The following is a 26198-nucleotide window of genomic DNA, read 5'->3' on the forward strand; positions in this document are numbered from 1 at the left end:
TCGCCAACCACCCCGTGATTCAGGAAGCCTATGACCTCTCTGGTGCCCGCCCACAGCCCGACCCCTTCCGCCAGGCCCGCCGGCCGCATTCGCCAGAAGAATGAAGAGCTGATCCTGGCCGCCGCCGAGGAAGAGTTCGCCCGCCACGGCTTCAAGGGCACCAGCATGAACACCATCGCCCTGCGCGCCGGGCTGCCGAAGGCCAACCTGCATTACTACTTCAGCAACAAGCTGGGCCTGTACATCGCGGTGCTCAGCAACCACCTGGAGCTCTGGGACAGCACCTTCAACACCCTCAGCGTCGAGGACGACCCCGCCGAGGCCCTGGCCCGCTATATCCGCGCCAAGATGGAATTCTCCCGCCGCCACCCGCTGGCCTCGAAGATCTTCGCCATGGAGATCATCAGCGGCGGCAGCTGCCTGGAAGCGCACTACGACCAGGACTACCGCAGCTGGTTCAAGGGCCGCGCGGCGGTGTTCGAAGCCTGGATCGCCGCCGGCAAGATGGACCCGGTGGACCCGGTGAACCTGATCTTCCTGCTCTGGTCCAGCACCCAGCACTACGCCGACTTCAACACCCAGATCTGCCGCGTCACCGGCCGCAAGCGCCTGACCCGCGACGACTTCGAGGCGGCCACCCGTAACCTCATCCAGATCATCCTCAAAGGGTGCGGCCTCACCCCGCCCAGCGCCTGATGCCCTACACCCTGTCCGCTCCCGCCGAGTACCGCGAGGAGATCAAGAAGAGCCGCTTCATCACCCACGCCGCCCCCATCGGCAGCGTGGAGGACGCCCAGGCCTTCCTCGCGCAGATGTCCGATCCCGCCGCCACCCACAACTGCTGGGCCTGGAAGCTGGGCAACCAGTACCGTTTCAACGACGACGGCGAGCCCGGCGGCACCGCCGGCCGTCCCATCCTCGCCGCCATCGAGGGGCAGGAATGCGACCAGGTGGCGGTCCTGGTGATCCGCTACTACGGCGGTATCCAGCTCGGCACCGGCGGCCTGGCCCGCGCCTACGGCGGTGGAGCCGCCAAATGCCTGCAGGGCGCCGAGCGCGTGGAACTGGTGGCCCGCAGCCGCGTCCGCTGCCACCCGGCCTTCGCCGAACTGGCCCTGGTCAAGGCACGCCTGGCGGAGTTCGAGGCCCTGGTGGAAAGCGAGGCCTTCGACGCCGACGGCGCCGAACTGGTCCTCGCCCTGCCCGAGGCCCGAATCGACGCCCTGGCCCAGGTGCTGCGGGATATCAGCCGGGGGCGGATGACGCTCAAGCGGCTGTAGCGCGCAGGGCCTGCCAAGCGCACCCTACCCACAATTTCTGTGGAGCCTGCTGTGGATAACTCGTGGACTCCTGGCTGGAACGCCGCAGCGGCGCGGCTTAGCGAGAACTGTTCGCCTTTTGTCCAGTGCTCCGTCATGTCCTGCACCAGCGGATAACCCACTGATTTACCCCGTCTTTCGATCTGCACCATGAGGGCGCACCGGGCAGGCCGGGAGCCTTGGCTTGTCCACGGTGGACGGGGAAAAGACTGTGGATAAGCTTGGGAATATCCGCTGCGCCCCAGGTCCGGCGGCGCTTCCGGTCCATCGCTCAAAAAACCACCAGCCCGCGCCCCCCATGACGCGCCCCTGCACCAGCAGCGGGCATGATTTTCCCCGTAGCGAACCGCGCCGCCCGGCAAACGCCAGCAACCACGGGGCCCGCGTTCATTCCTGACTCGATGGCCAGCTTTTTGCTAAGCCACCGGCATTGCCCTTTTCCACAGGAATGTCCGCCATGCACAGCCCCCACCCGCCACCCCGCCTCGAACTGCGCGGCATCACCAAGCGCTACCCCGGCTGCCTGGCCAACGACCGGGTCGACCTGTGCATCGCACCCGGGGAGATCCACGCCCTGCTGGGGGAGAACGGCGCCGGCAAGAGCACCCTGATGAAGATCATCTACGGCGTCACCCAGCCGGATGCCGGCGAGATCCGCTGGCAGGGCGAACCGGTGGAGATCCGCGACCCGGCGCGCGCACGGGAGCTGGGCATCGGCATGGTGTTCCAGCACTTCTCCCTGTTCGAGACCCTGACCGTCGCCGAGAACATCGCCCTGGCCCTGGGCGCCTCCGCCGGCACGCCGAAGCAGCTGGAGCCACGCATCCGCGAGGTGTCGCGGCGCTACGGCATGGCCCTGGAGCCGGAGCGCCTGGTCCACGGGCTGTCCATCGGCGAGCGCCAGCGGGTGGAGATAGTCCGCTGCCTGATGCAGGACATCCGCCTGTTGATCCTCGACGAACCCACCTCGGTGCTGACGCCCCAGGAGGCCGACGAACTCTTCGTCACCCTGCGCCACCTGGCCGCCGAGGGCTGCAGCATCCTCTTCATCAGCCACAAGCTGGGGGAAGTCCGCGCCCTCTGCCAGGGCGCCACCGTGCTGCGCGGGGGCCGTGTGGCCGGGCATTGCGTCCCCGCCCAGTGCAGCGACCTGGAACTGGCGCGGCTGATGGTGGGCGACGCCGAGGGCCTGTCGGCGCAGTACCCGAAGGTGTCCGGGGGCGCGCCCTTCCTCACCCTCTCGGGACTGTCCTGGCGCAACCCCGATCCTTTCGGCGTCTCCCTGGCCGACCTGCAACTGGAGGTGCGCAGCGGCGAAATCGTCGGCATCGCCGGTGTCGCCGGCAACGGCCAGGATGAGCTGCTGGCCCTGCTGTCCGGGGAGCGGCGCCTCACCGGCGAGGACGCCGGCAACATCCGCTTCGCCGGCAGCGCCGTCGGCCCGTTGCGTCCGGACGCCCGCCGCGCCAGGGGCCTGGCCTTCGTCCCGGCGGAACGCCTGGGCCACGGCGCGGTGCCGGAACTGAGCCTCGCGGACAACGCCCTGCTCACCGCCTCGCGCCAGGGCCTGCTGAGCCGTGGCCTGATCCGCCGCGGCCGGGTCCTGGCCTTCGCCGACGAAATCATCCGCCGCTTCGCCGTGAAGACCCCGGACGCCCAGGCCCCCGCCCGCAGCCTGTCCGGCGGCAACCTGCAAAAATTCATCCTCGGCCGGGAAATCCTCCAGGCGCCGAAACTGCTGGTGGCCGCGCACCCCACCTGGGGCGTGGACGTGGGTGCCGCGGCGGCCATCCACAGGGCGCTGATCGCCCTGCGCGATGCCGGCGCCGCGATCCTGGTGATCTCCGAAGACCTCGACGAACTCTTCCAGATCAGCGACCGCATCGGTGCCCTCTGTGGCGGCCGCCTGTCGCCGCTGAAGTCCTGCGCCGCCACCACCCCGGTGGAGGTCGGCCGCTGGATGGCCGGTCAGTTCGACCACCCCCAAGCCGCCGCCTGAACGAGAGCCCCTCATGTTGCTATCCCTGGAACCCCGCCAGCAGCAGTCCCGCGCCATGCTCGCCCTGTCGCCGCTGCTGGCCGGCCTGCTCACCCTGGCCAGCGGCGCGCTGCTCTTCGCCGCCCTCGGCCATGACCCGCTGGACACCCTGCACACCCTGCTGATCGCGCCCGTCAGCGACCTCTACGGCCTCTCCGAACTGCTGGTGAAGGCCCTGCCCATCCTGCTCTGCGCCCTGGGCCTGGCCGTGGCCTACCAGGCCCGGGTGTGGAACATCGGCGCCGAAGGCCAGTTGCTGATCGGCGCCCTGGCCGGCAGCGCCGTGGCGGTGAACCTGATCGACTGGGAGAGCCGCTGGGCACTGGCGGCGGTACTGGCCACCGGCACCCTCGCCGGTGCCGCCTGGGGCGGCCTGGCGGCCTGGCTGCGAACCCGCTTCAACGCCAACGAAATCCTCACCACCATCATGCTCAACTACATCGCCCTGAACCTGCTGCTGCACTGCGTCCATGGCCCCCTGAAGGACCCGGCCGGCTTCAACTTCCCCGAGTCGGCGATGTTCGGCGATGCCAGCCGCCTGCCGCCGCTGCTGGAGGACCTGCGGGTCCACGTCGGCCTCTACTTCGCCCTGGCCGCGCTGGTGGTGGTCTGGGTGCTGCTGCAACGAAGCTTCCTCGGCTTCCAGATCAAGGTGCTCGGCCTGGACCCGCGCGCCGCCGGCTTCGTCGGCTTCCGCGAGAAGCGGCTGGTCTGGCTGGTGCTGCTGGTCAGCGGCGGCCTGGCGGGCCTGGCCGGGGTGGGCGAGGTCACGGGCCCCATCGGCCAACTGGTGCCCCAGGTGTCCCCGGGGTACGGCTACGCGGCCATTACCGTGGCCTTCCTCGGTCGCCTCAACCCCTTCGGCATCCTGCTGGCCGGCCTGCTGATGGCGCTGCTCTACCTGGGGGGCGAGAACGCCCAGATGGCCATGAACCTGCCCCAGTCCATCACCGAACTCTTCCAGGGCATGATGCTGTTCTTCCTCCTCGCCTGCGACGTGCTGATCCTCTACCGGCCGCGCCTGGCGCTGCGCTGGGGACGGCGGGAGCGCGTACGGGAGGCGATGGCGTGAACGCAGCCCCGATGCCCTTTCCCCTCAGCGACCACGCCCTTCAACCCTGCCGGAGCGCCCCATGGACCTCGACCTGATCAGCAACATCCTCTTCGCCATGGTCCGCTGCGGCACGCCGCTGCTGCTGGTGGCCCTCGGCGAACTTGTCTGCGAGAAGAGCGGCGTCCTCAACCTCGGCCAGGAGGGGATGATGCTGTTCGGCGCGGTGATCGGCTTCATCGTCGCCCTGTCCACCGGCAGCCTCTGGCTCGGCGTCCTGCTGGCCATGGCCGCCGGCATGCTGCTGGCCGCGCTCTTCGCCCTGGTGGCGCTGGGTTGCAACGCCAACCAGGTGGCCACGGGCCTGGCCCTGACCATCTTCGGGGTGGGGCTGTCGTCCTTCGTCGGCGCCGCCTGGGTGGGCAAGCCACTGGCCGGTTTCGAGCCCCTGGCCATTCCCCTGCTGGCCGATATCCCGCTGCTGGGGCCCATGCTCTTCGCCCAGGACCTGCTGGTGTACCTCAGCTTCGCCCTGTTCGCCGCCGTGGCCTGGGTGCTGCTGAAAAGTCGCATCGGCCTGGTGATCCAGGCGGTCGGCGAGAACCCCGACGCCGCCAGCGCCATGGGCCTGCCGGTGATGGGGGTGCGGACCCTGGCGGTGCTCTTCGGCGGCGCCATGGCCGGGCTGGCCGGCGCCTACCTGTCCCTGGCCTACACGCCGATGTGGGCGGAGAACATGACCGCCGGACGCGGCTGGATCGCCCTGGCCCTGGTGGTCTTCGCCAGCTGGCGGGTGTTCCGCGTGCTGCTGGGGGCCTACCTCTTCGGCCTGGCCAGCATCCTCCACCTGGTGGCCCAGGGCGTGGGCCTGGCGATCCCCGCCAACCTGCTGGCGATGCTGCCCTACGTGGCCACCATCCTGGTGCTGGTGCTGCTCTCCCGCGACGCCCTGCGCACCCGCCTGTTCGCCCCGGTGTCCCTCGGCCAGCCGTGGCGCGCCGGTCACTGACGCACCAGCAGGAGGCGCGCTGCACCAACAGAGGCCCCGCTCCATGCGGGGCCTCTGCGTTTCGGGCGGGCCGGTTCCCGCAACAGGCCGCCGGCACGGGCCTTCTGTCCAGTTGGTCAGCTTTTTGCAATCGCCCCGGCAGACACACGCCAACACACCCAACAAGGAGCTCCACCCGTGATGCAGAAGCCCCTCCGGAAGAACCTGCTGCGCACCCTGGCCGCCGCCATCGGCTTCAGCGGCATCCTGTCCGCCAGCGCCGCCGACCCGCTGAAAGTCGGTTTCGTCTATGTCGGTCCCATCGGCGACCACGGCTGGACCTACCAGCACGAGGAAGGCCGCAAGGCCCTGGTGGCCAGGCTGGGCGACAAGGTGGAAACCACCTACGTGGAGAACGTGGCCGAGGGCGCGGACGCCGAGCGGGTCATCCGCAACATGGCCAAGGGCGGCTACGACCTGGTGTTCACCACCTCCTTCGGCTACATGAACCCCACCGCCAAGGTAGCCAGGCAGTTCCCCAAGGTCACCTTCGAGCACGCTACCGGCTACAAGCAGGACAGGAACCTCGGCACCTACCTGTCGCGCTCCTATGAGGGCCGCTACGTCGGCGGCTTCCTCGCGGCGAAGATGACCAAGAGCCACAAGATCGGCTACATCGCCTCCTTCCCCATCCCCGAGGTGATCCGCGACATCAACGCCATCCAGCTGGCCCTGAACAAGTACGACCCGGGGGCCGAGATCAAGGTGGTCTGGGTCAACTCCTGGTTCGACCCGGGCAAGGAGGCCGACGCCGCCAACGCGCTGATCGACCAGGGCGTGGACGTGGTCTTCCAGCACACCGACAGCCCGGCGCCGATCCAGGCCGCCGAGCGCCGTGGCGTGTACTCCGTGGGCTACGCCTCGGACATGGCCCACTTCGGGCCCAAGGCCGTGCTCACCTCCATCGTCAACAACTGGGGCCCGCACTACATCCAGGCCGCCGAAGGCGTGATGGCCGGCACCTGGAAACCCCAGGACTACTGGGGCGGCCTGGCCGAGGACACCCTCCAGCTGCCCATCAGCGACCTGGTGCCGACCGAGGTGAAGGCCGAGGCCGAGCAGATCATCGCCCGCATCAGGAGCGGCGAGTTCCACCCCTTCACCGGCCCGATCAAGGACCAGGACGGCGCCCTCAAGCTGGCCGACGGCGTGGTCGCCACCAACGCCGACCTGGCGGGCATGAACTACTACGTCGAAGGCCTCAAGGCGGAACTGCCGAAGTGAGCCCGGCCCCTCTCCCCGCTCGCGGGGAGAGGGCACCGACCTGCGCACCCGAAGGACTACCCGATGAACCCGCTTCCCCTCATCGACATCGCCCCGCTCTATGGCGACAACCACCAGGCCTGGCAGCAGGTGGCCGAGCAGATCGACGCCGCCTGCCGCGACCGGGGCTTCTTCTACATCACCGGCCATCCCATCGGCCCGGCCCGCTTCAAGGACCTGCTGGACGCGGCGAAAACCTTCTTCGCCCTGCCCGAAGCGGAGAAGCTGAAGATCGACATCACCCGCACCGCCCACCACCGGGGCTACGGCGCCATCGCCACCGAGCAGTTGGACCCGAACCAGCCCAGCGACCTCAAGGAAACCTTCGACATGGGCTTCCACCTGGGCGCCGACCACCCCGAAGTGCTGGCCGGCAAGCCCCTGCGTGGCCCCAACCGCCACCCCGACCTGCCCGGCTGGGCGACGTTGCTGGAGCGGCACTACGCCGACATGCAGGCCCTGGCCCAGACCCTGCTGCGGGCCATCGCCCTGGCGCTGGGCATCGAGCGCGACTTCTTCGACCAGCGTTTCAATGAACCCATCAGCGTGTTCCGCATGATCCACTACCCGCCGCGCCACACCGCGCGCTCCGCCGACCAGCCGGGAGCCGGCGCCCACACCGACTACGGCTGCATCACCCTGCTCTACCAGGACGATGCCGGTGGACTGCAGGTACGCGACGTCCGGGGCGAGTGGATCGACGCGCCGCCGATCCCGGGGAGCTTCGTGGTCAACCTCGGCGACATGATGGCGCGCTGGAGCAACGACAGGTACAGATCCACCCCGCACCGGGTGATCAGCCCGCTGGGGGTGGACCGCTACTCCATGCCCTTCTTCGCCGAGCCGCATCCGGACACGGTGATCAGCTGCCTGCCCAACTGCTCGGGCCCCGGCAACCCGCCCAGGTACCCGCCGGTGACCAGCGCCGATTACCTGCTCTCGCGCTTCGCCGACACCTATGCCTACCGGCGGGAGGAGACGACCTGAACCTGTTTGAAAGGCTGCTGGCCTCAAGACAGCTAAAGCGCACCTTGAGCGCAGGCATGACCTGGAAGGTGGGGCGGCGACATGGCCCCTTCAGTCCGTAGCCTGGATGAAATCCAGGGGCAAGGCTGATCCCCGCTCCCGGATTGCATCCGGCTACCCATGCTCGATCCCCAGGGTGCTCCGCGCAGCGGCTGGGCGGTTAAACTTGCCCCATCCCCGCCCGATCACGAGAAACCACCATGTACGACTGGCTCAACGCCTTGCCCAAGGCCGAACTGCACCTGCACCTGGAAGGCTCCCTGGAACCCGAACTGCTGTTCGCCCTGGCCGAGCGCAACAAGATCGCCCTGCCCTGGGCCGATGTGGAAAGCCTGCGCAGCGCCTACGCCTTCAACAACCTGCAGGAGTTCCTCGACCTCTACTACCAGGGCGCCGGCGTCCTGCGCACCGAGCAGGACTTCTACGACCTGACCTGGGCCTACCTGCAGCGCTGCAAGGCGCAGAACGTGATCCACACCGAACCCTTCTTCGACCCCCAGACCCACACCGACCGGGGCATCCCCTTCGAGGTGGTGCTCAGCGGCATCCGCCAGGCCCTGGAAGACGGCCGCGAACAACTGGGCATCAGCAGCGGCCTGATCCTCAGCTTCCTCCGCCACCTCTCCGAGGAAGAGGCCCAGAAGACCCTCGACCAGGCCCTGCCCTTCCGTGACGCCTTCATCGCCGTGGGCCTGGACAGCTCCGAGAAAGGCCACCCGCCGAGCAAGTTCCAGCGCGTGTTCGACCGCGCCCGCGCCGAAGGCTTCCTCACCGTCGCCCACGCCGGCGAGGAAGGCCCGCCGGAGTACATCTGGGAAGCCCTGGACCTGCTGAAGATCGAACGTATCGACCACGGCGTACGCGCCATCGAGGACGAGCGCCTGATGCAGCGCATCATCGACGAGCAGATCCCCCTGACCGTCTGCCCGCTGTCCAACATCAAGCTCTGCGTGTTCCAGCACATGGGCCAGCACAACATCCTCGACATGCTGGAACGCGGCGTGAAGGTGACGGTGAACTCCGACGATCCCGCCTATTTTGGCGGCTACGTCACCGAGAACTTCGCCGCCCTGCACCAACACCTGGGCATGACCCAGGACCAGGCCCGCCGCCTGGCGCAGAACAGCCTCGATGCCCGCCTGGTGAAATGAGCCCCCTGCCCCCGGCCGATCCGGCCGGGATGCCTTCGACCTGGAAGCAGGTTTGTAGGAAAGAACTCATAACCCGGTAGGTCGGCATAGACGGCCAGTCTGACCCGGTACCTGGGTCACATAAGATGCGTCCGAAAATTCGTTTCTTTGATCCGAACACCATTCGGCAGCCTTCCGCTGCCTGTCGGATTCCGATCATTCCTCGACGAATACCAAGGACCTACCTGCCATGCGAACCCGAACCCTCATCGTCGATGACCATCCCATCACCCTGATCGGCATGCGTGCATTGCTGACCACCTGCGACAACCTTGAGGTGGTCGCCGAGGCCCACAGCGCGGACGCCCTGTTCGAGCGCCTGGAACAGCAGGACTGCGACCTGCTGGTGACCGACCTGATGATGCCCGGCAGCCGCCAGGTGGACGGCATCCGCCTGATCCAGCGGCTGCGCCGGCGCTACCCGGAGCTGGCGATCATCGTCGTCACCATGCTCGACAACCCGGCCCTGATCACCACCCTGCTGCGCCTGGGCATCCAGGGCCTGGTGAGCAAGCGCGGCCTGCTCCAGGACCTGCCCCATGCCATTCGCGGCCGTCGCGGCGCGCCCTACCTGTCCCCCTCCCTGCGCCGCCTGCTGGCCCTCGGCGAGGCCGAGTACGGCAAGCCCCTGGCCGAGGCCGACGGCCTATCGCCACGGGAAGTGGAAGTCCTGCGCCTGTACGGCAGCGGCCTCAGCATCGGCGAGATCGCCAGCCAGCTGGCACGCACCAAGCAGACCATCAGCGCGCAGAAGACCAGCGCCATGCGCAAGCTGGGCCTGGATACCAACGCCGCCCTGTACCTCTATATCCAGGAACATGGCCTGGCCTGAGCCGCTCGGAGAACCTCGATGCCTTCCCGCCTCCGGCGCTTCCGACGACCGATGCCGGCCTGCGCCTGCCTGCTGCCCCTGACCTGCTGGGCGCTTCCGCTGCCCACGCGCCTGCCCCGGCCCGGCGTCCTCCTTGAGGAGGCCAGGCACCTGCCCACCGGGGTCTGGCAGACGCTGCTGCTGATCACCCTGGTGGTGGTGCTGTCGCTGCTGTGGAACTGGCGCCTGCAGGTCCAGATCCGCGAGCGCCGTGCCGCCCAGAACCTGCTCCAGGACCAGTTGGCCTTCCAGTTCTCGCTGCTCAACGGCCTGCCGACGCCCCTCTACGTGCGCGACCTGGAGGGCCGTCTGACCACCTGCAACCGCGCCTACGAAACCTTCTTCGGCAGCACCCTCGAAGCGCTGCGGGGCACCCGGGTGCAGGAGCAGGCGCTGGCCCCGGCGGGGCTCGCCGAACTGCTGGAACAGGAGCACCAGCGGCTGCTGGAGCATCGCCAGCCGCGCTACTTCGACTGCTGCATCGAGCGCGACGGCAGGCCCCACCACGTCTACCAGTGGCTGGTGCCCTTCTACAGCGCCCGGGGCCGCCTCCAGGGCCTGCTCGGCGGCTGGATCGACATCAGCGAGCGCAAGCGCCTGGAGCTGGCGCTCCGCGAAGCCCGTCGCCAGGCCCTGGAAGCCAGCGCCGCGAAGGGCGAGTTCCTCGCCGCCATGAGCCACGAGCTGCGCACCCCGCTGAACGCCCTGGTGGGGTTGCTGGAGCTGGAGGTTACCCGGACCCCGGCACCCTCGGAGAACCTGCGGGTGGCCCAGCAGTCGGCCAACGCCATGATGGAGCTGATCGGCAACATCCTCGACCTGGACAAGATCGAGTCAGGGCAGATGCACCTGCAGCCCCGCCCCACGAACCTGGTGCCCCTGCTGGAGGGCAGCCGCGAACTGTTCGCCGCCCAGGCCCGCCAGCGCGGGGTGGCGCTGCGCCTGCGCTGCGCCCTGCCCGCCGAGCGCCGCTACCGCCTCGACCCGCTGCGCCTGCGCCAGGTGCTGCACAACCTCCTGGGCAACGCCCTGAAGTTCACCCCCAGCGGTCATGTGGAACTGGCCGTGCGGGCCCGTGACGGCGGCCCGGGCCTGAGCCGCCTGGAGTTCCGCGTCAGCGACACCGGCATCGGCATCCCCCGGGACGTGCAGCCCCACATCTTCGAGCCCTACCGCCAGGCCCACGGGGAGATCTCCTCCCTCGGCAAGGGCTCGGGCCTGGGCCTGAAGATCTGCGACCAGCTGGTGCGGCTGATGGGCGGACGCATCCACCTGGACAGCGACGCCGGCCAGGGTTGCCGGATCGGCTTCACCCTGGAGGCGGAATGGGAGCAGGGCGGCGTCGCGATGCAGGCCCTGGCGCCGTCGCCGGCACCGGCGGGCGAACCCGGCGCCGCCGGACTGCGGGTGCTGGTGGTGGACGATGTCCCGGTCAATGGCCTGGTGCTGCAGCAGCAACTGGCGGCCCTGGGCCACGACGCCCGGGTCCTCGACTGCGGCCGCGAGGCCCTGGAAGCCTGGAAGGGCGGCGGTTTCGACGTGCTGATCAGCGACTGCAACATGCCCGGCCTCGACGGTTACGCCCTGGCCAGCGCGGTGCGCGCCTGGGAGCGCGAACAGGGGCGCGCGCCGGCCACCCTCATCGGCTACACCGCCAGCGCCGTGGCCCAGGAAGCCGAACGCTGCCAGCGGGCGGGCATGGACGACCTGCTGATCAAGCCGGTGACCCTGGCCGCGCTGCGGGAGGTGCTGCCCGCGATCGTCCCCCGGGAGGTCGCCGCCGGCTTCGACCTGGGCCATCTGGAACGCCTGCCGGGCTTCGATGCCCAGGCCCTGGAGCGATTGCTCGACGAACTGGAGCGCACCCTGCAGGCGGAGCTGGCCGCCCTCGACGCCTGCCCGCCCGGCGACCGGGCGGAATCCATCGCCCAGGACGCCCATCGCCTCAGCGGCCTGGCCTGCACCATTGACGCGCCCGAACTGCTGGGGGCCTGCCGCGAACTAGAGCGGGCCGGCGACCCGCAGGCCCTGGCGCGCGCCCGGTCCCTGCTGCGCCGGCGCCTGGAGCAACTGCTGGCGGGCCTGCGCCGCCGGCGTGGCGGGACCTGAGCCGCCGCGTGAACTCGGACTTGTCACATGGGCCACGCGGGGTCCCGAGGGCATCCTGCCGGCACCTACGGAGACGGCCGGACCCAGGGGGTTCGCCGGCGCCGTGGGCCCCGACAATCCGGAAATCCAACAAGGGAAGATCATGTCCAACACCCAACGCTCCCTGCGCAAGCTGCCCCTGGCCCTCGCCGTCGGCCTCGCCGCCCTGGCCTCGCAACAGGCCTTCTCCCACGGCTACATCGAGACCCCGAAATCCCGCGCCATGCTCTGCGCGGCGGTGGGCGGCAACCAGAACGCCAACTGCGGCCCGATCCAGTACGAGCCCCAGAGCATCGAATACGGCCCCCACGCCGCCCACCAGCACAAGGGCGCCTACTGCGGCGGCAGCTTCATGGAATGCGGCCCTGCCGACGGCTTCATTCCCGCCGGCGGCCTCAACGGCATCGGCCAGCTGAACGAGCAGACCGCCACCCGCTGGACCAAGACCACCATCAAGCCCGGCCCGATGGACTTCGTCTGGAAGTACACCGCCGGCCACGCCACCGCCTACTGGGAGTTCTACATCACCAAGAAGGACTGGAACCCCAACAAGCCCCTGACCCGTGATTCCTTCGAGTCCACCCCGCTGCTCCACGAGGCCTTCAGCCAGGGCCTCAACCCGAAGCCGCGCGACGGTGGCCGCTCCACCCACCGCCTGAACATCCCCGCCGATCGCAGCGGCTACCACGTGATCCTGGCCACCTGGCGCATCGCCGACACCGCCAACACCTTCTACCAGACGGTGGATGTGAACATCGAGAAACAGGGCGGCGGCGTGACCCCGCCGGCGCCCACGTGGAACGTCATCGGCGCCGTGCAGCCGGAGACCCTGCAGGTGGGCGATACCGTCAGGGCCCGCGTGTTCACCCAGGCGGGCGAGCAGGCCGGCCGCCAGGTCGAACTGCGGATCGAAAGCGACAACCAGGCCCAGGCCGACAACTGGCCCTACCTGCTGGCGCAGAAGGTCAACGCCGCCAACCTCGGCTACAAGATGGGCGAGCTGAACAAGGACGGCGAGGTGGTGCCGAACTACGGCCGCAACAGCATCCAGGTCAAGGCCGACAGCGACGTGGTGCGCGTGGAGATCCAGAAGGAGCAGCCGAGCATCCCGTCCAGCCTGGACCTGACCGGCCTGGCGTCGAGCTATCAGATCAAGGACGGCAAGGCCGACCTGCACTTCAACGCCATCGCCCACGGCGGCGATTTCACCGTCGACGCCACCGTCTACAACGCCAAGGGCGAGAGCATCGCCTACCAGCACCAGGATCGCGGCAACACCCCGCACTTCCACATGTCCCTGGACAAGGCGGAAGCCGGCGCCTACGACCTGGTGGTGATCGCCACGCCGAAGAAGGGCGATCCGCTGCAGCAGACCCACAGCTTCACCCTGCTCGCCGAGCAGGGCGTGGAACCGCCGGTCCCGGACGACCAGCCGGGCGACGACCGCGATCCGGGCGAAGTCGAGCAGCCGGGCCATGGCGGCCACTACCAGCACGTCTTCCCCGAGGGCCTGAAGGGCTACACCGCGGGCACCACCGTGCTGGCCAGGGACGGTAACCGCTACGAGTGCCTGCCCTTCCCCAACAGCGGCTACTGCGTGCAATGGAGCCCCAGCGCCAACCAGTACGAGCCGGGTGTGGGCCTCTACTGGAAGATGGCCTGGAAGCGCCTCTGACGGGCCGTTGAATCCCCCCTGCCAACCTCCGGAGCGTGGCGCCCCGCGCCACGCTCCCGGCTTTTCCCCCGGGCTCTCCCGGGGTTTGCGAACCGGACGGTCACACTCGGACTTGTCCAATACCTCGACGGGAACGGCGGCGGCATCCTGCACCCCGCCTTCGCTTCCCGGCCAGCCGGGTCCGTTGGCGCCAAGCAACCCCGGAATCCCCGAGCAAAGGAACACCATGAGCAATCGCAAGCGCTCCTTGGGCAGACTGCCCCTGGCCCTGGCCATCGGCCTCGCCACCCTGGCCTCGCAGCAGGCCTTCTCCCACGGCTACATCCAGAGCCCGAAATCCCGCGCCATGCTCTGCGCCGCCGCTGGCGGCAACCAGAACGCCAACTGCGGCGCGATCCAGTGGGAGCCCCAGAGCATCGAGTACGGCCCCGCCGTGGCCCACCACAACAACGGCGCCTACTGCGGCGGCAGCTTCATGGAATGCGGCCCCGCCGACGGCTTCATCGCCGCCGGGGGCATCCCACAGTACGGTCCGCTGAACGAGCAGACCGCCACCCGCTGGACCAAGACCACCATCAAGCCCGGCCCCATGGACTTCGTCTGGAAGTACACCGCCGGGCACGCCACCGCCTACTGGGAGTTCTACATCACCAAGAAGGACTGGAACCCCAACCAACCCCTGACCCGTGATGCCTTCGAACCCACCCCGCTGCTCCACGAGGACTTCAGCCAGGGCCTCAACGAGAAGCCGGTGTCCCAGGGGACCTCCACCCACCGCCTGAACATCCCGGCCGACCGCAGCGGCTACCACGTGATCCTGGCCACCTGGCGCATCGCCGACACCGCCAACACCTTCTACCAGACCGTCGATGTGAACATCGAGAAACCGGGTGGCGGCGTGACCCCGCCGGCACCCACGTGGAACGTCATCGGCGCCGTGCAGCCGGAACCGCTGGAAGTGGGCGATACCGTGAAAACCCGCGTGTTCACCAAGGCCGGTGAACAGCCCGGCCGCCAGACCCAGCTGCGGATCGAGAACGAGGACCAGGCCCAGGCCGATAACTGGCCCTACCTGCTGGCCCGGAAGGTCAACGCCGCCAACCTGGGCTACAAGATGGGCGAGCTGAACAAGGACGGCGAGGTGGTGCCGAACCATGGCCGCAACGGCATCCAGGTCAAGGCCGACAGCGACGTGGTGCGCGTGGAGATCCAGAAGGAGCAGCCCAGCATCCCCTCCAGCCTGGAGCTGACCGGACTCGCACCGAGCTACCCGATCAAGGACGGCAAGGCCGACCTGCACTTCACCGCCATCGCCCAGGGCGGCGAGTTCCAGATGGACGCCACCGTCTACAACGCCAAGGGCGAGAGCATCGCCCGCCAGCACCAGGCACAGAACAACGCCCCGCACTTCCACCTGACCCTGGACCCGGCGAAGGCCGGCCGCTACGACCTGGTGGTGCTCGCCACGCCGAAGAAGGGCGAGCCGCTGCAGAAGACCCACAGCTTCAGCCTGCTGGCCGAACAGGGCGGCGAGACGCCCGGTGATGGCGGCAATACCGGCGACGGTGGCAACCCTGGCGACGGCGGGAATCCGGGCCCGGGTGTCCAGTACGACTATGCGTTCCCCGATGGCCTGGCCAAGTACACCGACGATACCGTCGTGCTGGCCAAGGATGGTCACACCTACCAGTGCCTGCACTTCCCCAGCAGCGGCTACTGCAAGCAGTGGACCCCCGGCGCCAACCAGTTCGAGCCGGGCGTAGGCAGCAGCTGGACGATGGCCTGGAAACGCCTCTGACAGGCTTCCCCCCAAGCGAGACCGGAAGGTGGCGCACGGCGCCACCTTCCCCCAGCCGGTAACCGATCCGATGTCCCCTACCCGCTATTCCCGTCCCCGGGCGCTCCTGCACTGGAGCTCCGCCCTGGTCATCCTCTGGGCCAGCCTGTCGGGCTACGCCAATGCCGCCTGGCCGCTGCCCGGCCCCATCGCCCGGGGCATCAGCCAGTTCAATGTGGCCCTGACCACCCTGCTGATCCCGGTCTTCCTCCTGCGCATCGCCTGCGCCCTGGCCCAGCCAGGCCCGGACGACGGGGTCCACGCCGGCGCCCTCGGCCGCTTCCTCGCGCGGGCCGGGCACCTGGCGCTGTATGTCGCCACCGCTGCCGTGCTGCTGAGCGGCGTGCTGATGATGGACCGCCCCATCGACCTCTTCGGCCAGGCCAGCCTGCCGCAGCCGCTGGCCGAGCCGGTGCTGCTCGACTTCTTCAACAGCGTCCACCACCACGCCTGCCTGGTCCTCGCCCTGCTGGTGGGCGGCCATGTGGGTGCCGTGCTGATCCACCAGTGGCACGGGCACCGGGTGCTGGCGCGGATGAAGCCCTGAACCATGGCCCGCCTCCAACGCCTCCGTCGCCTGCCGCTGCGGGTCCTGCCGGCCCTCGGCGCCCTCGCCCTCGGCGCCTGGCTGGCCTGGCTGGGCCAGGACGCCTGGCACTACCGCGCGGCCATCGCCGCCCACCGGCCCCAGGTCCTCGCCTCGCCCGAGGTGCAGCGGACGGCCAGCGCCCCCCTGGACCACGCCCTGGTGGCGCAACTCTTCGGCGTGCTGCCGCCAGGGCCGCGCATGAGCGCCGAGGAAACCGCCCGGGCGCTGTCCCTGAGCCTGCTGGCGAGCTTCGCCGAATCACGCCCCGAACACTCCCGGGCCCTGCTCGCCTCCAGCGCCGGCAGCGCCTTCTACCGCCCGGGCCAGTCGCTGCCCGGAGGCGCCGTGCTGCGCGCGGTGGCCGCCGACCATGTGCTGATCGAGCGCGACGGCCGCGAATACCGCCTGGACTTCCCCCAGCGCGCCAACCGCCATTTCCTGCCCCTGGCCCCCAGGGCCGGGGCGCCCTCATCCCTGCCGGAGAAATCGCCATGAACCTGCCCCGACTGACCGGCGCCCTGCTGGTGCTGGGCACCCTGCTCTCACCCCTGGCCAGCCATGCCGACACCGCCGCGCCCCGGCAGTGGACCCTGAACATGAAGGACGCCGAACTCCGCGACCTGGTCAGCGAGGTGGGCGAAATCACCGGCAAGACCATGGTCCTGGACCCGCGCATGAGCGGGAAGGTGACGGTGCAATCCAACGCCGCCCTGGACCAGGCGGGCATCTACAGCCTGTTCCTCAGCGTGCTGCGCAGCCAGGGCTACGCCGCGCTGGACCAGGGCGACCGGGTGCTGATCGTGCCCGTGGCCGATGCCAAGAGCCGCGCCAGCGGACAGGCCGGCACCGCCGGCGACGCCTTCATCACGGCGGTGCTGCCCCTGCGCAACGCCGCCTCGTCCGAAGTCGCGGCGGTGGTCCGGCCCCTGGTGGCGGTGGATGGCTACGTGGCCCCGTCCAACAGCGCCAATGCCCTGGTGGTGACCGACAGCGCCGGCAACGTCGAGCGCATCCGTCATCTGGTGGAGGAACTGGACGGCGCCGGCCAGCGCGCCTTCACCACCCTGAAGCTGGAACACGCCTGGGCCGGCGACCTGGCCCAGACTCTCTCCGACAGCGTCAGCCAGGCCAACGGCGGCCCGGCCGGGGCCCGCGCCGTGGCCGATGCCCGCAGCAACCGCCTGATCCTCATCGGACCGGGCCAGGCGCGCGCGCAGATGGAACGCCTGGCGCGGATGCTCGACGTCCCCGGCAACGCCGCCGACGGGGCACGGGTGGTGCGCCTGCATCACAGCGACGCCAAGCAGCTGGCCGAGCTGCTGGCCGGCATCGGCAAGCGCATGGAGGTGGGCAAGGGCGGCAAGGAGGGACGCGCCGGCTCCATCCTGATCAGCGCCGACGAGAGCCAGAACGCCCTGGTGCTGATGGCCGAGCCCAGCCAGCTCAGGGTCTTCGAGACCCTGATCGGCCAGCTCGACCAGCCCCGCGCCCAGGTGCTGGTGGAGGCGGCCATCGTCGAGGTCAGCGGCGACATCAACGACGCCCTCGGCGTGCAGTGGGCCGCCCGCTCCGGCAACCTGGCCGGCGTCAGCCAGTCCAGCGGCACCGGCCTGGCCATCGGCTCGCTTCTGGACAGGCTGGCCGACGGCAAGCGCCCGGCCCTGCCCGACGGCACCGTGATCGGCCTCGGCAGCGCCAACTTCGCCGCCCTGGTGACGGCGCTGTCCAGCGACTCCAACAACAACCTGCTGTCCACCCCGAGCCTGCTGACCCTGGACAACGAGCAGGCGGAGATCCTGGTGGGCCAGAACGTGCCCTTCCAGACCGGTTCCTACACCACCGACAGCGCCGGCGCCTCCAACCCCTTCACCACGGTGGAGCGCAAGGACATCGGCATCACCCTCAAGGTCACCCCGCACATCAACGACGGCAGGACCCTGCGCCTGAAGGTGGAACAGGAGAGCTCCGAGCTGGCCTCCGCCCCCGCCGGCATCTCCACCAGCGACGTGATCACCAACAAGCGTTCGGTGAAGAGCACCATCCTCGCCGACGACGGGCAGATCATCGTCATCGGCGGCCTGATCAAGGACAACGTCAAGACCCAGGTCAGCAAGGTGCCGCTGCTGGGCGACATCCCCCTGCTGGGCCGGCTGTTCCGCTCCAGCAAGGACGTGACCGAAAAGACCAACCTGATGGTCTTCCTGCGCCCGACCCTGCTGCGCAGCAGCGCCTCGGCCACGGACCTCGGCCAGCGCCGCTACGACCACCTGCGGCGCCTGGGCAATGGCCAGCGCGGCGCCAGCGGCCTGCGCCTGCCGGATGACCCGCACCAGCTGTTCGACGCCGACGACGGCCCGGTGCTGGACATGCGCGGGGAGCCCGGGGCATGAGCGCCGCGCGCCTGCCCTTCGGCTACGCCCGGCGCCACGGCTTGCTGCTGGAGAACGGCGAACTGCTCTGCCGCGCCGACACGCCCCTGGCCATCCTCACCGAGGTGCGCCGCCGCCATGGCGAGCCGTCCCGCTACCGGGCGCTGGACGCCGAGGCCTTCGCCGCGCGCCTGGCCGCCCACTACCAGGACGGCCAGGGCGACGCCCAGCAGGTGGCCGAAGGCCTGGGCGAGGCCATGGCCGGCGGCGACGACCTGGCCAGCCTGGCCGAGCAGCTGCCGGCCACCACCGACCTGCTGGAGCAGGAGGACGACGCACCGATCATCCGCCTGATCAACGCCATCCTGGGCGAGGCGGTGAAGGCGCGGGCGTCCGACATCCACCTGGAGACCTTCGAGCAGCACCTCTCGGTGCGCCTGCGCATCGACGGCCTGCTGCGGGAGATCCTCCGGCCGCGCCGGGAGCTGGCGGGACTGCTGGTGTCGCGGATCAAGGTGATGGCGAAGCTGGACATCGCCGAGAAGCGCATCCCCCAGGATGGCCGCATCGCCCTGCGCATCGCCGGCCACGAGGTGGACGTGCGGGTCTCCACCCTGCCCTCGGCCCATGGCGAGCGGGTGGTGCTGCGCCTGCTGGACAAGCAGGCCGGACGCCTGGACCTCACACGCCTGGGCATGGACGCCGCCACCCGCGCGCGCCTGGAAGGCGCCCTGGCGCGGCCCCACGGCATCCTCCTGGTCACCGGCCCCACCGGCTCCGGCAAGACCACCACCCTCTACGCTGGCCTGGCCAGCCTCAACAGCCAGACCCGCAACATCCTCACCATCGAGGACCCGGTGGAGTACCACCTGCCCGGCATCGGCCAGACCCAGGTCAACACCCGGGTGGACATGACCTTCGCCCGGGGCCTGCGGGCCATCCTGCGCCAGGACCCGGACGTGGTGATGGTGGGCGAGATCCGTGACCGCGAGACCGCCGAGATCGCCGTCCAGGCCTCCCTCACCGGCCACCTGGTGCTCTCCACCCTGCACACCAACAGCGCCGTGGGCGCGGTCACCCGCCTGGTGGACATGGGCGTCGAGCCCTTCCTGCTCTGCACCTCCCTGGTGGGGGTGCTGGCCCAGCGCCTGGTGCGGGTCCTGTGCCCCGACTGCCGGACCGAGGTCACGGCCGATGCCGCCGCCTGCCGGCACCTCGGCCTGGACCCCGGGCGGCCGCCACGGCTGTGGCAGCCGGTGGGCTGCGCGGCCTGCCAGGAGAGCGGCTATCGCGGTCGCCAGGGTCTCTACGAACTGGTGCTGCTGGACGAGCCGCTGCGCCAGCTGATCCACCAGGGCGCCGGCGAGGCCGAACTGACCCGCCACGCCCGCCGCCATGGCCCCAGCCTGTTCATGGATGGCCGCGACAAGGTGCTGGCCGGCGTCACCAGCCTGGAAGAACTGCTGCGCGTGACCCGGGAGGATTGAGATGGCCGCCTACGAATTCCTCGCCATGGACAGCGCCGGACGCCGGCGCCGGGGCGTGCAGGAGGCCGACAGCGAACGCCACGCCCGCCAGTTGCTGCGGGATCGCCAGCTGATCCCCCTGCGCCTGCGTCCCACCCGAGGCGACCGTCGCGGCGGTTCCAGCCGCCGGGGTCTCGGCGCCGCCGAGCTGGCCCTGCTCACCCGGCAACTGGCCACCCTGGTGCAGGCCGCCCTGCCCCTGGAGGAGGTGCTGGCGGCCCTGGCCGCCCAGTGCGAGAAGCGCGGCCAGCAGGCCATGGTCCTGGCGATCCGCGCGCGGGTGCTGGAGGGCCACGGCCTGGCCCGGGCCATGGCCGAGTTCCCCCGCGCCTTTCCGCCGCTGTACCGGGCCACGGTGGCCGCCGGGGAGCGGGCCGGGCACCTGGGCCAGGTCCTGATGCAGCTGGCCGACTACACCGAGTCGCGCCAGGCGGCCCGCCAGCAGATCCAGCTGGCCCTGCTGTATCCCTCGATCCTGCTGGTGGCGGCCGTGGGCATCGTCGGCTTCCTGCTGGGCTTCGTGGTGCCGGACGTGGTCAAGGTGTTCGTCGACAGCGGTCAGGAGCTGCCCTGGCTGACCCGCCTGCTGATCGCCGCCAGCCAGGGGCTGCAGGCCAGCGGGCTGTACCTGCTGCTGGCGCTGGCCGGGGCGCTCGGAGGGACCCGGGCGCTGCTGCGGCGCCCGGCCATGCGCCTCGCCTGGCACCGCCTGCAACTGCGCCTGCCGCTGCTGGGGCGGGTGATCCGCGCCGGCAACTGCACCCGTTTCACCAGCACCCTGGCGATCCTGGGCCGCAGCGGCGTGCCCCTGGTGGACGCCCTGGAGATCGCCGCCGAAGTGGTGGCCAACCAGCAGATTAGGACCTGTCTGAAAGACGTCGCCCGTGCCGTGCGCGAAGGTGGCGGACTGACCCGGGCGCTGGAGCGCAGCGGCCAGTTCCCGCCGATGATGCTCTACATGATCGCCAGCGGCGAACGCTCCGGCGAGCTGGACGCCATGCTCGACCGCGCCGCCCGCCAGCAGGAAAGCCAGCTCGCCAACCGCATCGCGATGCTCGTGGGGCTGTTCGAGCCCGCCATGCTGGTGTTCATGGGCGCCAGCGTGCTGCTCATCGTGCTGGCGATCCTCATGCCCATCCTCAGCCTCAACCAACTGATCGCCTGAAAGGCAGGAACACGCATGCACAAGCCGACGCAGCAACGGGGTTTCACCCTGATCGAAATCATGGTGGTGGTGGTGATTCTCGGGGTCCTCGCCGCCCTGGTGGTGCCGCAGATCATGAGTCGTCCCGACCAGGCCAAGGCCACCGCCGCCCGCAGCGACATCAAGTCCATCGCCATGGCCCTGGACATCTACAAGCTGGACAACCATGGCTACCCCACGACCCAGCAGGGCCTGCCAGCCCTGGTGAGCAAGCCCGGCGGCACGCCGGCGCCGCGCAACTGGAACCCCGACGGCTACCTCAAGCGCCTGCCCCTGGACCCCTGGGGCCGCCCCTACCAGTACCTGGCCCCCGGCAGCCACGGCAACGCCTATGACCTCTACTCCTTCGGCGCCGATGGCCAGGCCGGCGGCGAGGGGGTGAATGCCGAGATCGGCAACTGGGACCTCTGACCATGGGCGAGGCCGCTTTCCGCCGCAGCCCGGCCGGGTTCACCCTGCTGGAGGTACTGGTGGTGATCCTGCTGGTGAGCCTGATGGCGGGCCTGGTGGGGCTCGCCCAGGGCGGCCAGGACAGCCGCCGGGCGCGCCATGAGGCGGATCGGCTGCGCGGGCTGATCGGCCTGCTGCGGGACGATGCGGTCAGCCACCAGCGCCAGCATGGCCTGCGCCTGGATGTCGATGGCTACAGCGTCTGGCGCCTGGATGGCACTGGCCGCTGGCGACCCGATCCGGCCTATCGCCCGCAACGCCTGCCGGACGACCTGCGCCTTCGGCTGGAACCCGCGCCGGAACGCCCTGGCGAGCAAGCGGGGCCGCAGTTGCTGGTGCTCTCCAGTGATGAAATGACCCCCTTCACCCTGCACCTGGAATTCAGGGGCCAGCCCCTGCTGAGCCTGTCCAGCGATGGCCTGGAGGAGGTGCGCCTTGAACAGCCCTGAGCACGCGGCGGGCTTCACCCTGCTGGAAGTGATGGTGGCCCTGGCCATCCTCGCCACCCTGTCCGTCGCGCTCTACAGCGCCGCCGGCCACATCGCCGGCACCAGCAGCGCCCTGACCGAGCGCGGCCTGGCCCAGTGGCTGGCGGACAACCGTATGAACGAGCTGCGCTGCGGCCTGGAGCGCCCCAGGGCCGGCCTGCAGCAGGAGCGCATCACCTTCGCCGGCCGCGAGTGGCTGCTGTTCAGCGAGACCGGCGGCGCCCGGTCCCCGCACCTGCTGCGGGTGGCCCTGGACGTGGCGCTGCCCGGCACGCCACCGCGCCAGCGGGCGCACCTGGAAGGCCTGCTGGGGGACGCGCCATGAGGCCGCGCGGCTTCACCCTGCTGGAAGTGCTGATCGCCATGGCCCTGTTCAGCTTGCTGGGGCTGGCCTGCTACCAGTTGCTGGAGCGGGTGACCCACGGCGAGCAGCGCATCCAGCAGCACGAGCGCCAGTGGCGCCGCTTGCAGCGAGCCATGGACCTGCTGCAACGGGACCTCTGGCAGGCCATGGCCCATCCCCTGCCCGACGACCCTAGCCGGCGCCAGGCGCTGATCGGCCGCGCCGACCGGGTCCGCCTGGTGCGTGGCGGCTGGGCCAATCCCCTGCTGGAAGCCCGTAGCGAGGTGCTGGCGGTCGAGCATCGCTGGGAACAGGGCCAGTGGTGGCGCGAGTTCCGCCCGCTGGAAGGGGGCGTCCTGCGCCGGCAGCGCCTGCTGGATGGCGTGACGCTCCGGCGCCTGCAGTACGTGGACGCCGCAGGGCGGCTCCAGGACGCCTGGCCGGCCGCTGGCGAGCCCCTGTCCCTGCCCCGCGCCCTGGTGCTGGAGCTGGACGCCCCGGGCTTTCCCGAGCTGCGCCGGGTGATCCTGCTGCCCGGCGCCGATACGGAGCCCACGCGCGATGACTAGGTTGCGTGAACGAGGCGTGGCGCTGATCAGCGTCCTGCTCATCACCGCCCTGGTGACCCTGATCGTCAGCGACATGCTGGCGCGCCAGCGCCTGACCCTGGTCAGCAGCGCCAGCCAGATGCGGCAACTGGAACTCTGGCAGATGGCCCTGAGCGGCGAGGCCTGGGCCCGCGAGCGGCTGCGCGCCGACCTGGCCGAGGCCCGGGACAAGGCCCGGCGGCCGGCCAGCGACACCCCCGCCGCCGACGCGCAGGCCGAGCCCCATAGCGTCAACCTGGCGCAGGGCTGGGCCCGGGGCGGCACCCTGGACATCGGCGGCGGACAGGTCCGCGTCCACCTGGAGGACCTCTCCGCGCGCTTCGACCTGGACAGCCTGCGCCTGGCCCCCGACGCCACCCTGCGCGCCCGCTACCAGCGCCTGCTGGCCCTGCTCGAGGTGCCGCCACACGACCCCGCCCGATTGCCGGCGCCCCCGGCGGCCGGAGGCGGCCTCCTGGGCTTCGCCGACAGCAGCGAGCTGGCACGGCTGGACGCCCTGGATGCGGCCGAACTGCGACGCCTGCGTCCCCAGGTCGCCACCCTCGGCGGCGAGGCGCTGAACCTCAACACCGCGCCGGCGATACAACTGGCCACCCTGGAGGGCCTCGACCTGGCCAGCGCCCAGGCCCTGGTGGCGGCGCGCCCGCGTGAGGGCTGGCCCAGCCTGCAGGCCTTCCTCGAACAGCCGGCGCTCCACGGCCGGCCCATCGAGCGCCTCGGCCTGGGCCTCTCCAGCCGGCACTTCCGCGCCTGCCTGGACGTCAGCCTGGGGGACCGCCGCCTGCGCCTGGCCAGCGACTTCCGCACCCACGATGACGGCCGCGTCGAGCTGTTGCGCCGCACCCTGCTGGCGCCCGAACCCACCTCGGAGGACTGACCCCCGTGCATGCCTGGCTCTACCTCTCACGCCCCGACCAACCCGACGCCTGCCTCTGGTGGCGCGATGGCGACACGCCGACCCGGGGCGACCTGGCCGGGGCCGCCGCCGCCCTGGGCAGGCTGCCGCTGACCCTGCTGCTGCCCATGGAGGTCGCCAGCCGCCACGACGTGGAAGTGCCCGCCCGCAGCGGCCGCTGGCTGCGCCCGGCGATCCTGGCGCTGCTGGAGGAACGCCTGCTGGATGATCCGGGCCGCCTGCACCTCGCCCTGGGACCATTGCGCAACAAAGGCTCGTGCAGCGTCCTGGCCCTGGACCGGACCTGGCTGCGGGAGCGCCTGGAGCGCCTGGCCGGCCAGGGCCTGGACCCGACGCGCATCCACCTGGATGCCGACTGCCTGTCCGCCCCGGGCCCCGCCGCGCTGTTCTGCGAAGGGCGCTGGCTGCTGGGGGGCGCGGGGCCGCACCTGGCCCTGGGGGAGGAGGCGCTGGAGCAACTGCGCCCCTTGCTGCCCGAGGCGACACGCCCGGACGGGGAAGCCCCCTGGCCGGTACTGGAGCGAGGCGCCGCCGAGGCCATCGACCTGCGCCAGGGCGAGTTCGCCCGCCAGGCCGGTGGTCCTAGGGCCTGGCGGTTCCTCGCCCTGATGGCGCTGGCGGCCCTGCTGGCCCAGGGCGGCGCCGACCTGGGCAAGCGCTGGGTGCTGGAACGCCATCTGCAGCAGGTGCGCCAGGAGAACCTGGCCACCTGGCGGCAGAAGGTGCCGGACGAGCCGGCCCTCGACCTGGCCCGCCAGGTGAGTGCGCGCCTGCAGCAGGAACGGCGCCCCCGGGAAGACCTGGCCCGGCGCCTGGAACACCTGGCCCGCCAGTGGCGCGACGGCGGCGGCGCCCTGGCCCGTCTCCAGCGCCTGGACTACCAGGCCGGCGAGGGCTGGACCCTGCAGGTCAGCGCCCCGGCCTTCGCCGACCTCGAACGCCTGCGGGAGTCCCTGGCGAAACAGGGGCTGGAGGTCCGCTCCGATTCCGCCCAACGCGACAACCGGGGCGTCAGCGCCCGCTTCCAGATCAAGGACTGAAACATGCCCACCCTGCTCATACCCCTGCGCGCCCGCTGGCAGCGCCTGCTTCCCCGGGAGCGCCGCGCCCTCGCCGCGCTGGCGGCGACCCTCGCGCCCCTGGTCGCCTGGGGCCTCGTCCTCCAGCCCCAGGCGCGCGCCCTGGAGGCGGCGCAGCAACGCTACCTGGACGAACTGCTGCTGCAGCACGAACTGCAGCGCCTGCCCACGGGCGCCGCCCGGGCGCCTGGCCCGGACGCGGAGGCGCTGCCCGGCCTGCTGGCGCGCAGCAGCGCCGAGGCCGGCCTGAACGTCGAGCGCATGGACAACCAGGGCCCGGGGCGCGTGGAGCTGAGCCTGGAAGGTGGATTGCGTGAACTGCTGGGCTGGCTGGAACGGCTCGCCGCCCAGGGGGTGGAAGCCACCGCCCTGGACCTGCAGGTGGACGCCGAGGCCCAGGCCCGCGCGCGGCTGGCACTGGAGCTGGAGTGAGGGATCAGGCGGCGTTCAGCGGCCGTGGGGCGATGACCCGCATGATGGCGCCCAGCAGCATGCCGTAGAGGGGTACGAAGAACATCAGGCTGATGGCCAGCTTGACGCCGTAGTCCACGGTGGCGATCTCCACCCAGTTCGCCGCCATGAAGGGATCGTCGCTGCGCCAGAAGGCCACGGAGAAGAAGGCGAAGGTGTCCAGCAGGTTGCCGGCGATGATGGCGGCGGTGGGCGCGACCCACCATTGGCGGAGTTGGCGCAGGCGGTCGAAGACCTGGATGTCCAGCAACTGGCCGAGGACATAGGCGAGGAAGCTGGCGAGCGAGATCCGCGCCACGAAGAGGTTGAACTCGCCGAGGGCGGCGAAGCCCTGGAAGGCGGCATCCTGGAACAGCACCGAGACGACGTAGGAGGCCAGCAGCGCCGGCACCATGACCCGCGCGATCACCCGCCGCGCCGCCGCCTTGCCCATCAGCCGCACGGTCAGGTCCGTGGCCAGGAAGATGAAGGGAAAGCTGAACGCACCCCAGGTGGTGTGCCAGCCGAACAGGGTCATGGGCAACTGCACCAGGTAGTTGCTGGCGATGATGATGAGGATGTGGAAAGCGATCAGTCCGGCCAGCGCAGGGCGCCAGGCCGCGGGAAACGCGACGGGCATGGGGGATTCGATCCTTTTTCGCCGATGGGGTGAGGGAACCCATGCCCCGGCGGGATGCCGGAGCGGCGCG

Annotated in this window: 25 protein-coding genes; 24 read left to right on the plus strand and 1 reads right to left on the minus strand. The window is 70.3% G+C overall.

The genetic code is table 11. The features are described from left to right. Positions 1-30 precede the first annotated feature (30 nt). The 24 genes from KF707C_RS25260 (at position 31) to gspM (ending at position 25470) form a co-directional block, all read left to right on the plus strand. Complete coding sequence (locus tag KF707C_RS25260) at positions 31-696, plus strand: TetR/AcrR family transcriptional regulator (protein WP_003452688.1); 666 nt, start codon at positions 31-33, stop codon at positions 694-696. Further along, a complete protein-coding gene (locus KF707C_RS25265) occupies positions 696-1280 on the plus strand; it encodes an IMPACT family protein (RefSeq protein ID WP_003452699.1) in 585 nt (194 codons plus the stop codon). The genes KF707C_RS25260 and KF707C_RS25265 overlap by 1 nt, the downstream gene beginning before the upstream one ends. A 496-nt stretch (positions 1281-1776) precedes the next feature. Next, positions 1777-3318, plus strand: coding sequence for an ABC transporter ATP-binding protein (locus KF707C_RS25270; protein ID WP_003452702.1), 1542 nt, complete (start codon positions 1777-1779; stop codon positions 3316-3318). 13 nt (positions 3319-3331) lie between these two features. Then, a complete protein-coding gene (locus KF707C_RS25275; protein ID WP_003452703.1) occupies positions 3332-4429 on the plus strand; it encodes an ABC transporter permease in 1098 nt (365 codons plus the stop codon). Between the two features lie 61 nt (positions 4430-4490). Further along, positions 4491-5417, plus strand: coding sequence for an ABC transporter permease (locus tag KF707C_RS25280; RefSeq protein WP_003452712.1), 927 nt, complete (start codon positions 4491-4493; stop codon positions 5415-5417). A gap of 180 nt (positions 5418-5597) precedes the next feature. Continuing rightward, positions 5598-6680: a BMP family ABC transporter substrate-binding protein gene (locus KF707C_RS25285; protein WP_036993127.1), complete on the plus strand. Its 1083-nt coding sequence runs from the start codon at positions 5598-5600 to the stop codon at positions 6678-6680. Between the two features lie 63 nt (positions 6681-6743). Next, positions 6744-7706, plus strand: coding sequence for a 2-oxoglutarate and iron-dependent oxygenase domain-containing protein (locus KF707C_RS25290; RefSeq protein WP_003452716.1), 963 nt, complete (start codon positions 6744-6746; stop codon positions 7704-7706). A gap of 239 nt (positions 7707-7945) precedes the next feature. Next, complete coding sequence (locus tag KF707C_RS25295; protein WP_003452718.1) at positions 7946-8896, plus strand: adenosine deaminase; 951 nt, start codon at positions 7946-7948, stop codon at positions 8894-8896. Positions 8897-9125: 229 nt separating this feature from the next. Continuing rightward, positions 9126-9767, plus strand: a complete 642-nt coding sequence (locus KF707C_RS25300) for a response regulator transcription factor (protein ID WP_003452720.1) — start codon at positions 9126-9128, stop codon at positions 9765-9767. A gap of 18 nt (positions 9768-9785) precedes the next feature. After that, on the plus strand, positions 9786-11915 hold the full coding sequence (locus KF707C_RS29980) for an ATP-binding protein (RefSeq protein WP_081608090.1): 2130 nt from the start codon (positions 9786-9788) through the stop codon (positions 11913-11915). Positions 11916-12057: 142 nt separating this feature from the next. Continuing rightward, complete coding sequence (locus tag KF707C_RS25310) at positions 12058-13629, plus strand: lytic polysaccharide monooxygenase (protein WP_096368075.1); 1572 nt, start codon at positions 12058-12060, stop codon at positions 13627-13629. 226 nt (positions 13630-13855) lie between these two features. Further along, complete coding sequence (locus tag KF707C_RS25315; protein WP_096368064.1) at positions 13856-15427, plus strand: lytic polysaccharide monooxygenase; 1572 nt, start codon at positions 13856-13858, stop codon at positions 15425-15427. 70 nt (positions 15428-15497) lie between these two features. Further along, positions 15498-16013 carry a cytochrome b gene (locus KF707C_RS25320; protein WP_003451858.1) on the plus strand — a complete coding sequence of 172 codons (516 nt, stop codon included), beginning with the start codon at positions 15498-15500 and terminating at the stop codon, positions 16011-16013. Between the two features lie 3 nt (positions 16014-16016). Continuing rightward, the gene (locus KF707C_RS25325; protein WP_003451854.1) at positions 16017-16550 is read left to right on the plus strand and encodes a type II secretion system protein N; all 534 of its coding nucleotides are present in this window, start codon (positions 16017-16019) and stop codon (positions 16548-16550) included. Next, entirely contained in the window at positions 16547-18445 is a 1899-nt protein-coding gene (gene gspD, locus KF707C_RS25330; protein ID WP_003451851.1) for a type II secretion system secretin GspD, read from the plus strand. Before KF707C_RS25325 ends, gspD begins: the two co-directional genes overlap by 4 nt. Beyond that, complete coding sequence (gene gspE / locus KF707C_RS25335; RefSeq protein ID WP_003451848.1) at positions 18442-19911, plus strand: type II secretion system ATPase GspE; 1470 nt, start codon at positions 18442-18444, stop codon at positions 19909-19911. The genes gspD and gspE overlap by 4 nt, the downstream gene beginning before the upstream one ends. Before the next feature lies 1 nt (position 19912). Then, a complete protein-coding gene (gene gspF / locus KF707C_RS25340; protein ID WP_003451844.1) occupies positions 19913-21115 on the plus strand; it encodes a type II secretion system inner membrane protein GspF in 1203 nt (400 codons plus the stop codon). Positions 21116-21130: 15 nt separating this feature from the next. Beyond that, the gene (gene gspG, locus KF707C_RS25345; RefSeq protein WP_003451841.1) at positions 21131-21565 is read left to right on the plus strand and encodes a type II secretion system major pseudopilin GspG; all 435 of its coding nucleotides are present in this window, start codon (positions 21131-21133) and stop codon (positions 21563-21565) included. Between the two features lie 2 nt (positions 21566-21567). Beyond that, positions 21568-22053: a type II secretion system minor pseudopilin GspH gene (gene gspH, locus KF707C_RS25350; protein ID WP_003451838.1), complete on the plus strand. Its 486-nt coding sequence runs from the start codon at positions 21568-21570 to the stop codon at positions 22051-22053. Further along, on the plus strand, positions 22040-22417 hold the full coding sequence (gspI, locus tag KF707C_RS25355) for a type II secretion system minor pseudopilin GspI (RefSeq protein WP_003451836.1): 378 nt from the start codon (positions 22040-22042) through the stop codon (positions 22415-22417). The genes gspH and gspI overlap by 14 nt, the downstream gene beginning before the upstream one ends. After that, positions 22414-23004 carry a type II secretion system minor pseudopilin GspJ gene (gene gspJ / locus KF707C_RS25360; protein WP_003451833.1) on the plus strand — a complete coding sequence of 197 codons (591 nt, stop codon included), beginning with the start codon at positions 22414-22416 and terminating at the stop codon, positions 23002-23004. The genes gspI and gspJ overlap by 4 nt, the downstream gene beginning before the upstream one ends. Continuing rightward, positions 22997-23920, plus strand: a complete 924-nt coding sequence (gene gspK / locus KF707C_RS25365) for a type II secretion system minor pseudopilin GspK (protein ID WP_003451830.1) — start codon at positions 22997-22999, stop codon at positions 23918-23920. Before gspJ ends, gspK begins: the two co-directional genes overlap by 8 nt. Before the next feature lie 5 nt (positions 23921-23925). Continuing rightward, a complete protein-coding gene (gene gspL, locus KF707C_RS25370; RefSeq protein ID WP_003451827.1) occupies positions 23926-24999 on the plus strand; it encodes a type II secretion system protein GspL in 1074 nt (357 codons plus the stop codon). Between the two features lie 3 nt (positions 25000-25002). Beyond that, the gene (gene gspM / locus KF707C_RS25375; RefSeq protein WP_003451824.1) at positions 25003-25470 is read left to right on the plus strand and encodes a type II secretion system protein GspM; all 468 of its coding nucleotides are present in this window, start codon (positions 25003-25005) and stop codon (positions 25468-25470) included. 4 nt (positions 25471-25474) lie between these two features. On the opposite strand, the gene KF707C_RS25380 is transcribed toward gspM, so the two are convergent. After that, a complete protein-coding gene (locus KF707C_RS25380) occupies positions 25475-26128 on the minus strand; it encodes a 7-cyano-7-deazaguanine/7-aminomethyl-7-deazaguanine transporter (RefSeq protein ID WP_003451822.1) in 654 nt (217 codons plus the stop codon). Positions 26129-26198 lie beyond the last annotated feature (70 nt).

Source organism: Pseudomonas furukawaii (genome assembly GCF_002355475.1).
Classification (GTDB): Bacteria; Pseudomonadota; Gammaproteobacteria; order Pseudomonadales; family Pseudomonadaceae; genus Metapseudomonas; species Metapseudomonas furukawaii.

Coding starts and splice junctions, on each gene's coding strand:
- KF707C_RS25315 (WP_096368064.1), top strand. CDS start 13,856: ATGAGCAATCGCAAGCGCTCCTTGGGCAGACTGCCCCTGGCCCTGGCC.
- gspF (WP_003451844.1), top strand. CDS start 19,913: ATGGCCGCCTACGAATTCCTCGCCATGGACAGCGCCGGACGCCGGCGC.
- KF707C_RS25280 (WP_003452712.1), top strand. CDS start 4,491: ATGGACCTCGACCTGATCAGCAACATCCTCTTCGCCATGGTCCGCTGC.
- gspK (WP_003451830.1), top strand. CDS start 22,997: ATGACTAGGTTGCGTGAACGAGGCGTGGCGCTGATCAGCGTCCTGCTC.
- gspH (WP_003451838.1), top strand. CDS start 21,568: ATGGGCGAGGCCGCTTTCCGCCGCAGCCCGGCCGGGTTCACCCTGCTG.
- KF707C_RS25265 (WP_003452699.1), top strand. CDS start 696: ATGCCCTACACCCTGTCCGCTCCCGCCGAGTACCGCGAGGAGATCAAG.
- KF707C_RS25295 (WP_003452718.1), top strand. CDS start 7,946: ATGTACGACTGGCTCAACGCCTTGCCCAAGGCCGAACTGCACCTGCAC.
- KF707C_RS25260 (WP_003452688.1), top strand. CDS start 31: ATGACCTCTCTGGTGCCCGCCCACAGCCCGACCCCTTCCGCCAGGCCC.
- KF707C_RS25310 (WP_096368075.1), top strand. CDS start 12,058: ATGTCCAACACCCAACGCTCCCTGCGCAAGCTGCCCCTGGCCCTCGCC.
- gspG (WP_003451841.1), top strand. CDS start 21,131: ATGCACAAGCCGACGCAGCAACGGGGTTTCACCCTGATCGAAATCATG.
- KF707C_RS25380 (WP_003451822.1), bottom strand. CDS start 26,128: ATGCCCGTCGCGTTTCCCGCGGCCTGGCGCCCTGCGCTGGCCGGACTG.
- gspE (WP_003451848.1), top strand. CDS start 18,442: ATGAGCGCCGCGCGCCTGCCCTTCGGCTACGCCCGGCGCCACGGCTTG.
- KF707C_RS25270 (WP_003452702.1), top strand. CDS start 1,777: ATGCACAGCCCCCACCCGCCACCCCGCCTCGAACTGCGCGGCATCACC.
- KF707C_RS29980 (WP_081608090.1), top strand. CDS start 9,786: ATGCCTTCCCGCCTCCGGCGCTTCCGACGACCGATGCCGGCCTGCGCC.
- KF707C_RS25325 (WP_003451854.1), top strand. CDS start 16,017: ATGGCCCGCCTCCAACGCCTCCGTCGCCTGCCGCTGCGGGTCCTGCCG.
- gspM (WP_003451824.1), top strand. CDS start 25,003: ATGCCCACCCTGCTCATACCCCTGCGCGCCCGCTGGCAGCGCCTGCTT.
- gspD (WP_003451851.1), top strand. CDS start 16,547: ATGAACCTGCCCCGACTGACCGGCGCCCTGCTGGTGCTGGGCACCCTG.
- KF707C_RS25275 (WP_003452703.1), top strand. CDS start 3,332: ATGTTGCTATCCCTGGAACCCCGCCAGCAGCAGTCCCGCGCCATGCTC.
- KF707C_RS25320 (WP_003451858.1), top strand. CDS start 15,498: ATGTCCCCTACCCGCTATTCCCGTCCCCGGGCGCTCCTGCACTGGAGC.
- KF707C_RS25300 (WP_003452720.1), top strand. CDS start 9,126: ATGCGAACCCGAACCCTCATCGTCGATGACCATCCCATCACCCTGATC.
- KF707C_RS25285 (WP_036993127.1), top strand. CDS start 5,598: ATGCAGAAGCCCCTCCGGAAGAACCTGCTGCGCACCCTGGCCGCCGCC.
- gspJ (WP_003451833.1), top strand. CDS start 22,414: ATGAGGCCGCGCGGCTTCACCCTGCTGGAAGTGCTGATCGCCATGGCC.
- KF707C_RS25290 (WP_003452716.1), top strand. CDS start 6,744: ATGAACCCGCTTCCCCTCATCGACATCGCCCCGCTCTATGGCGACAAC.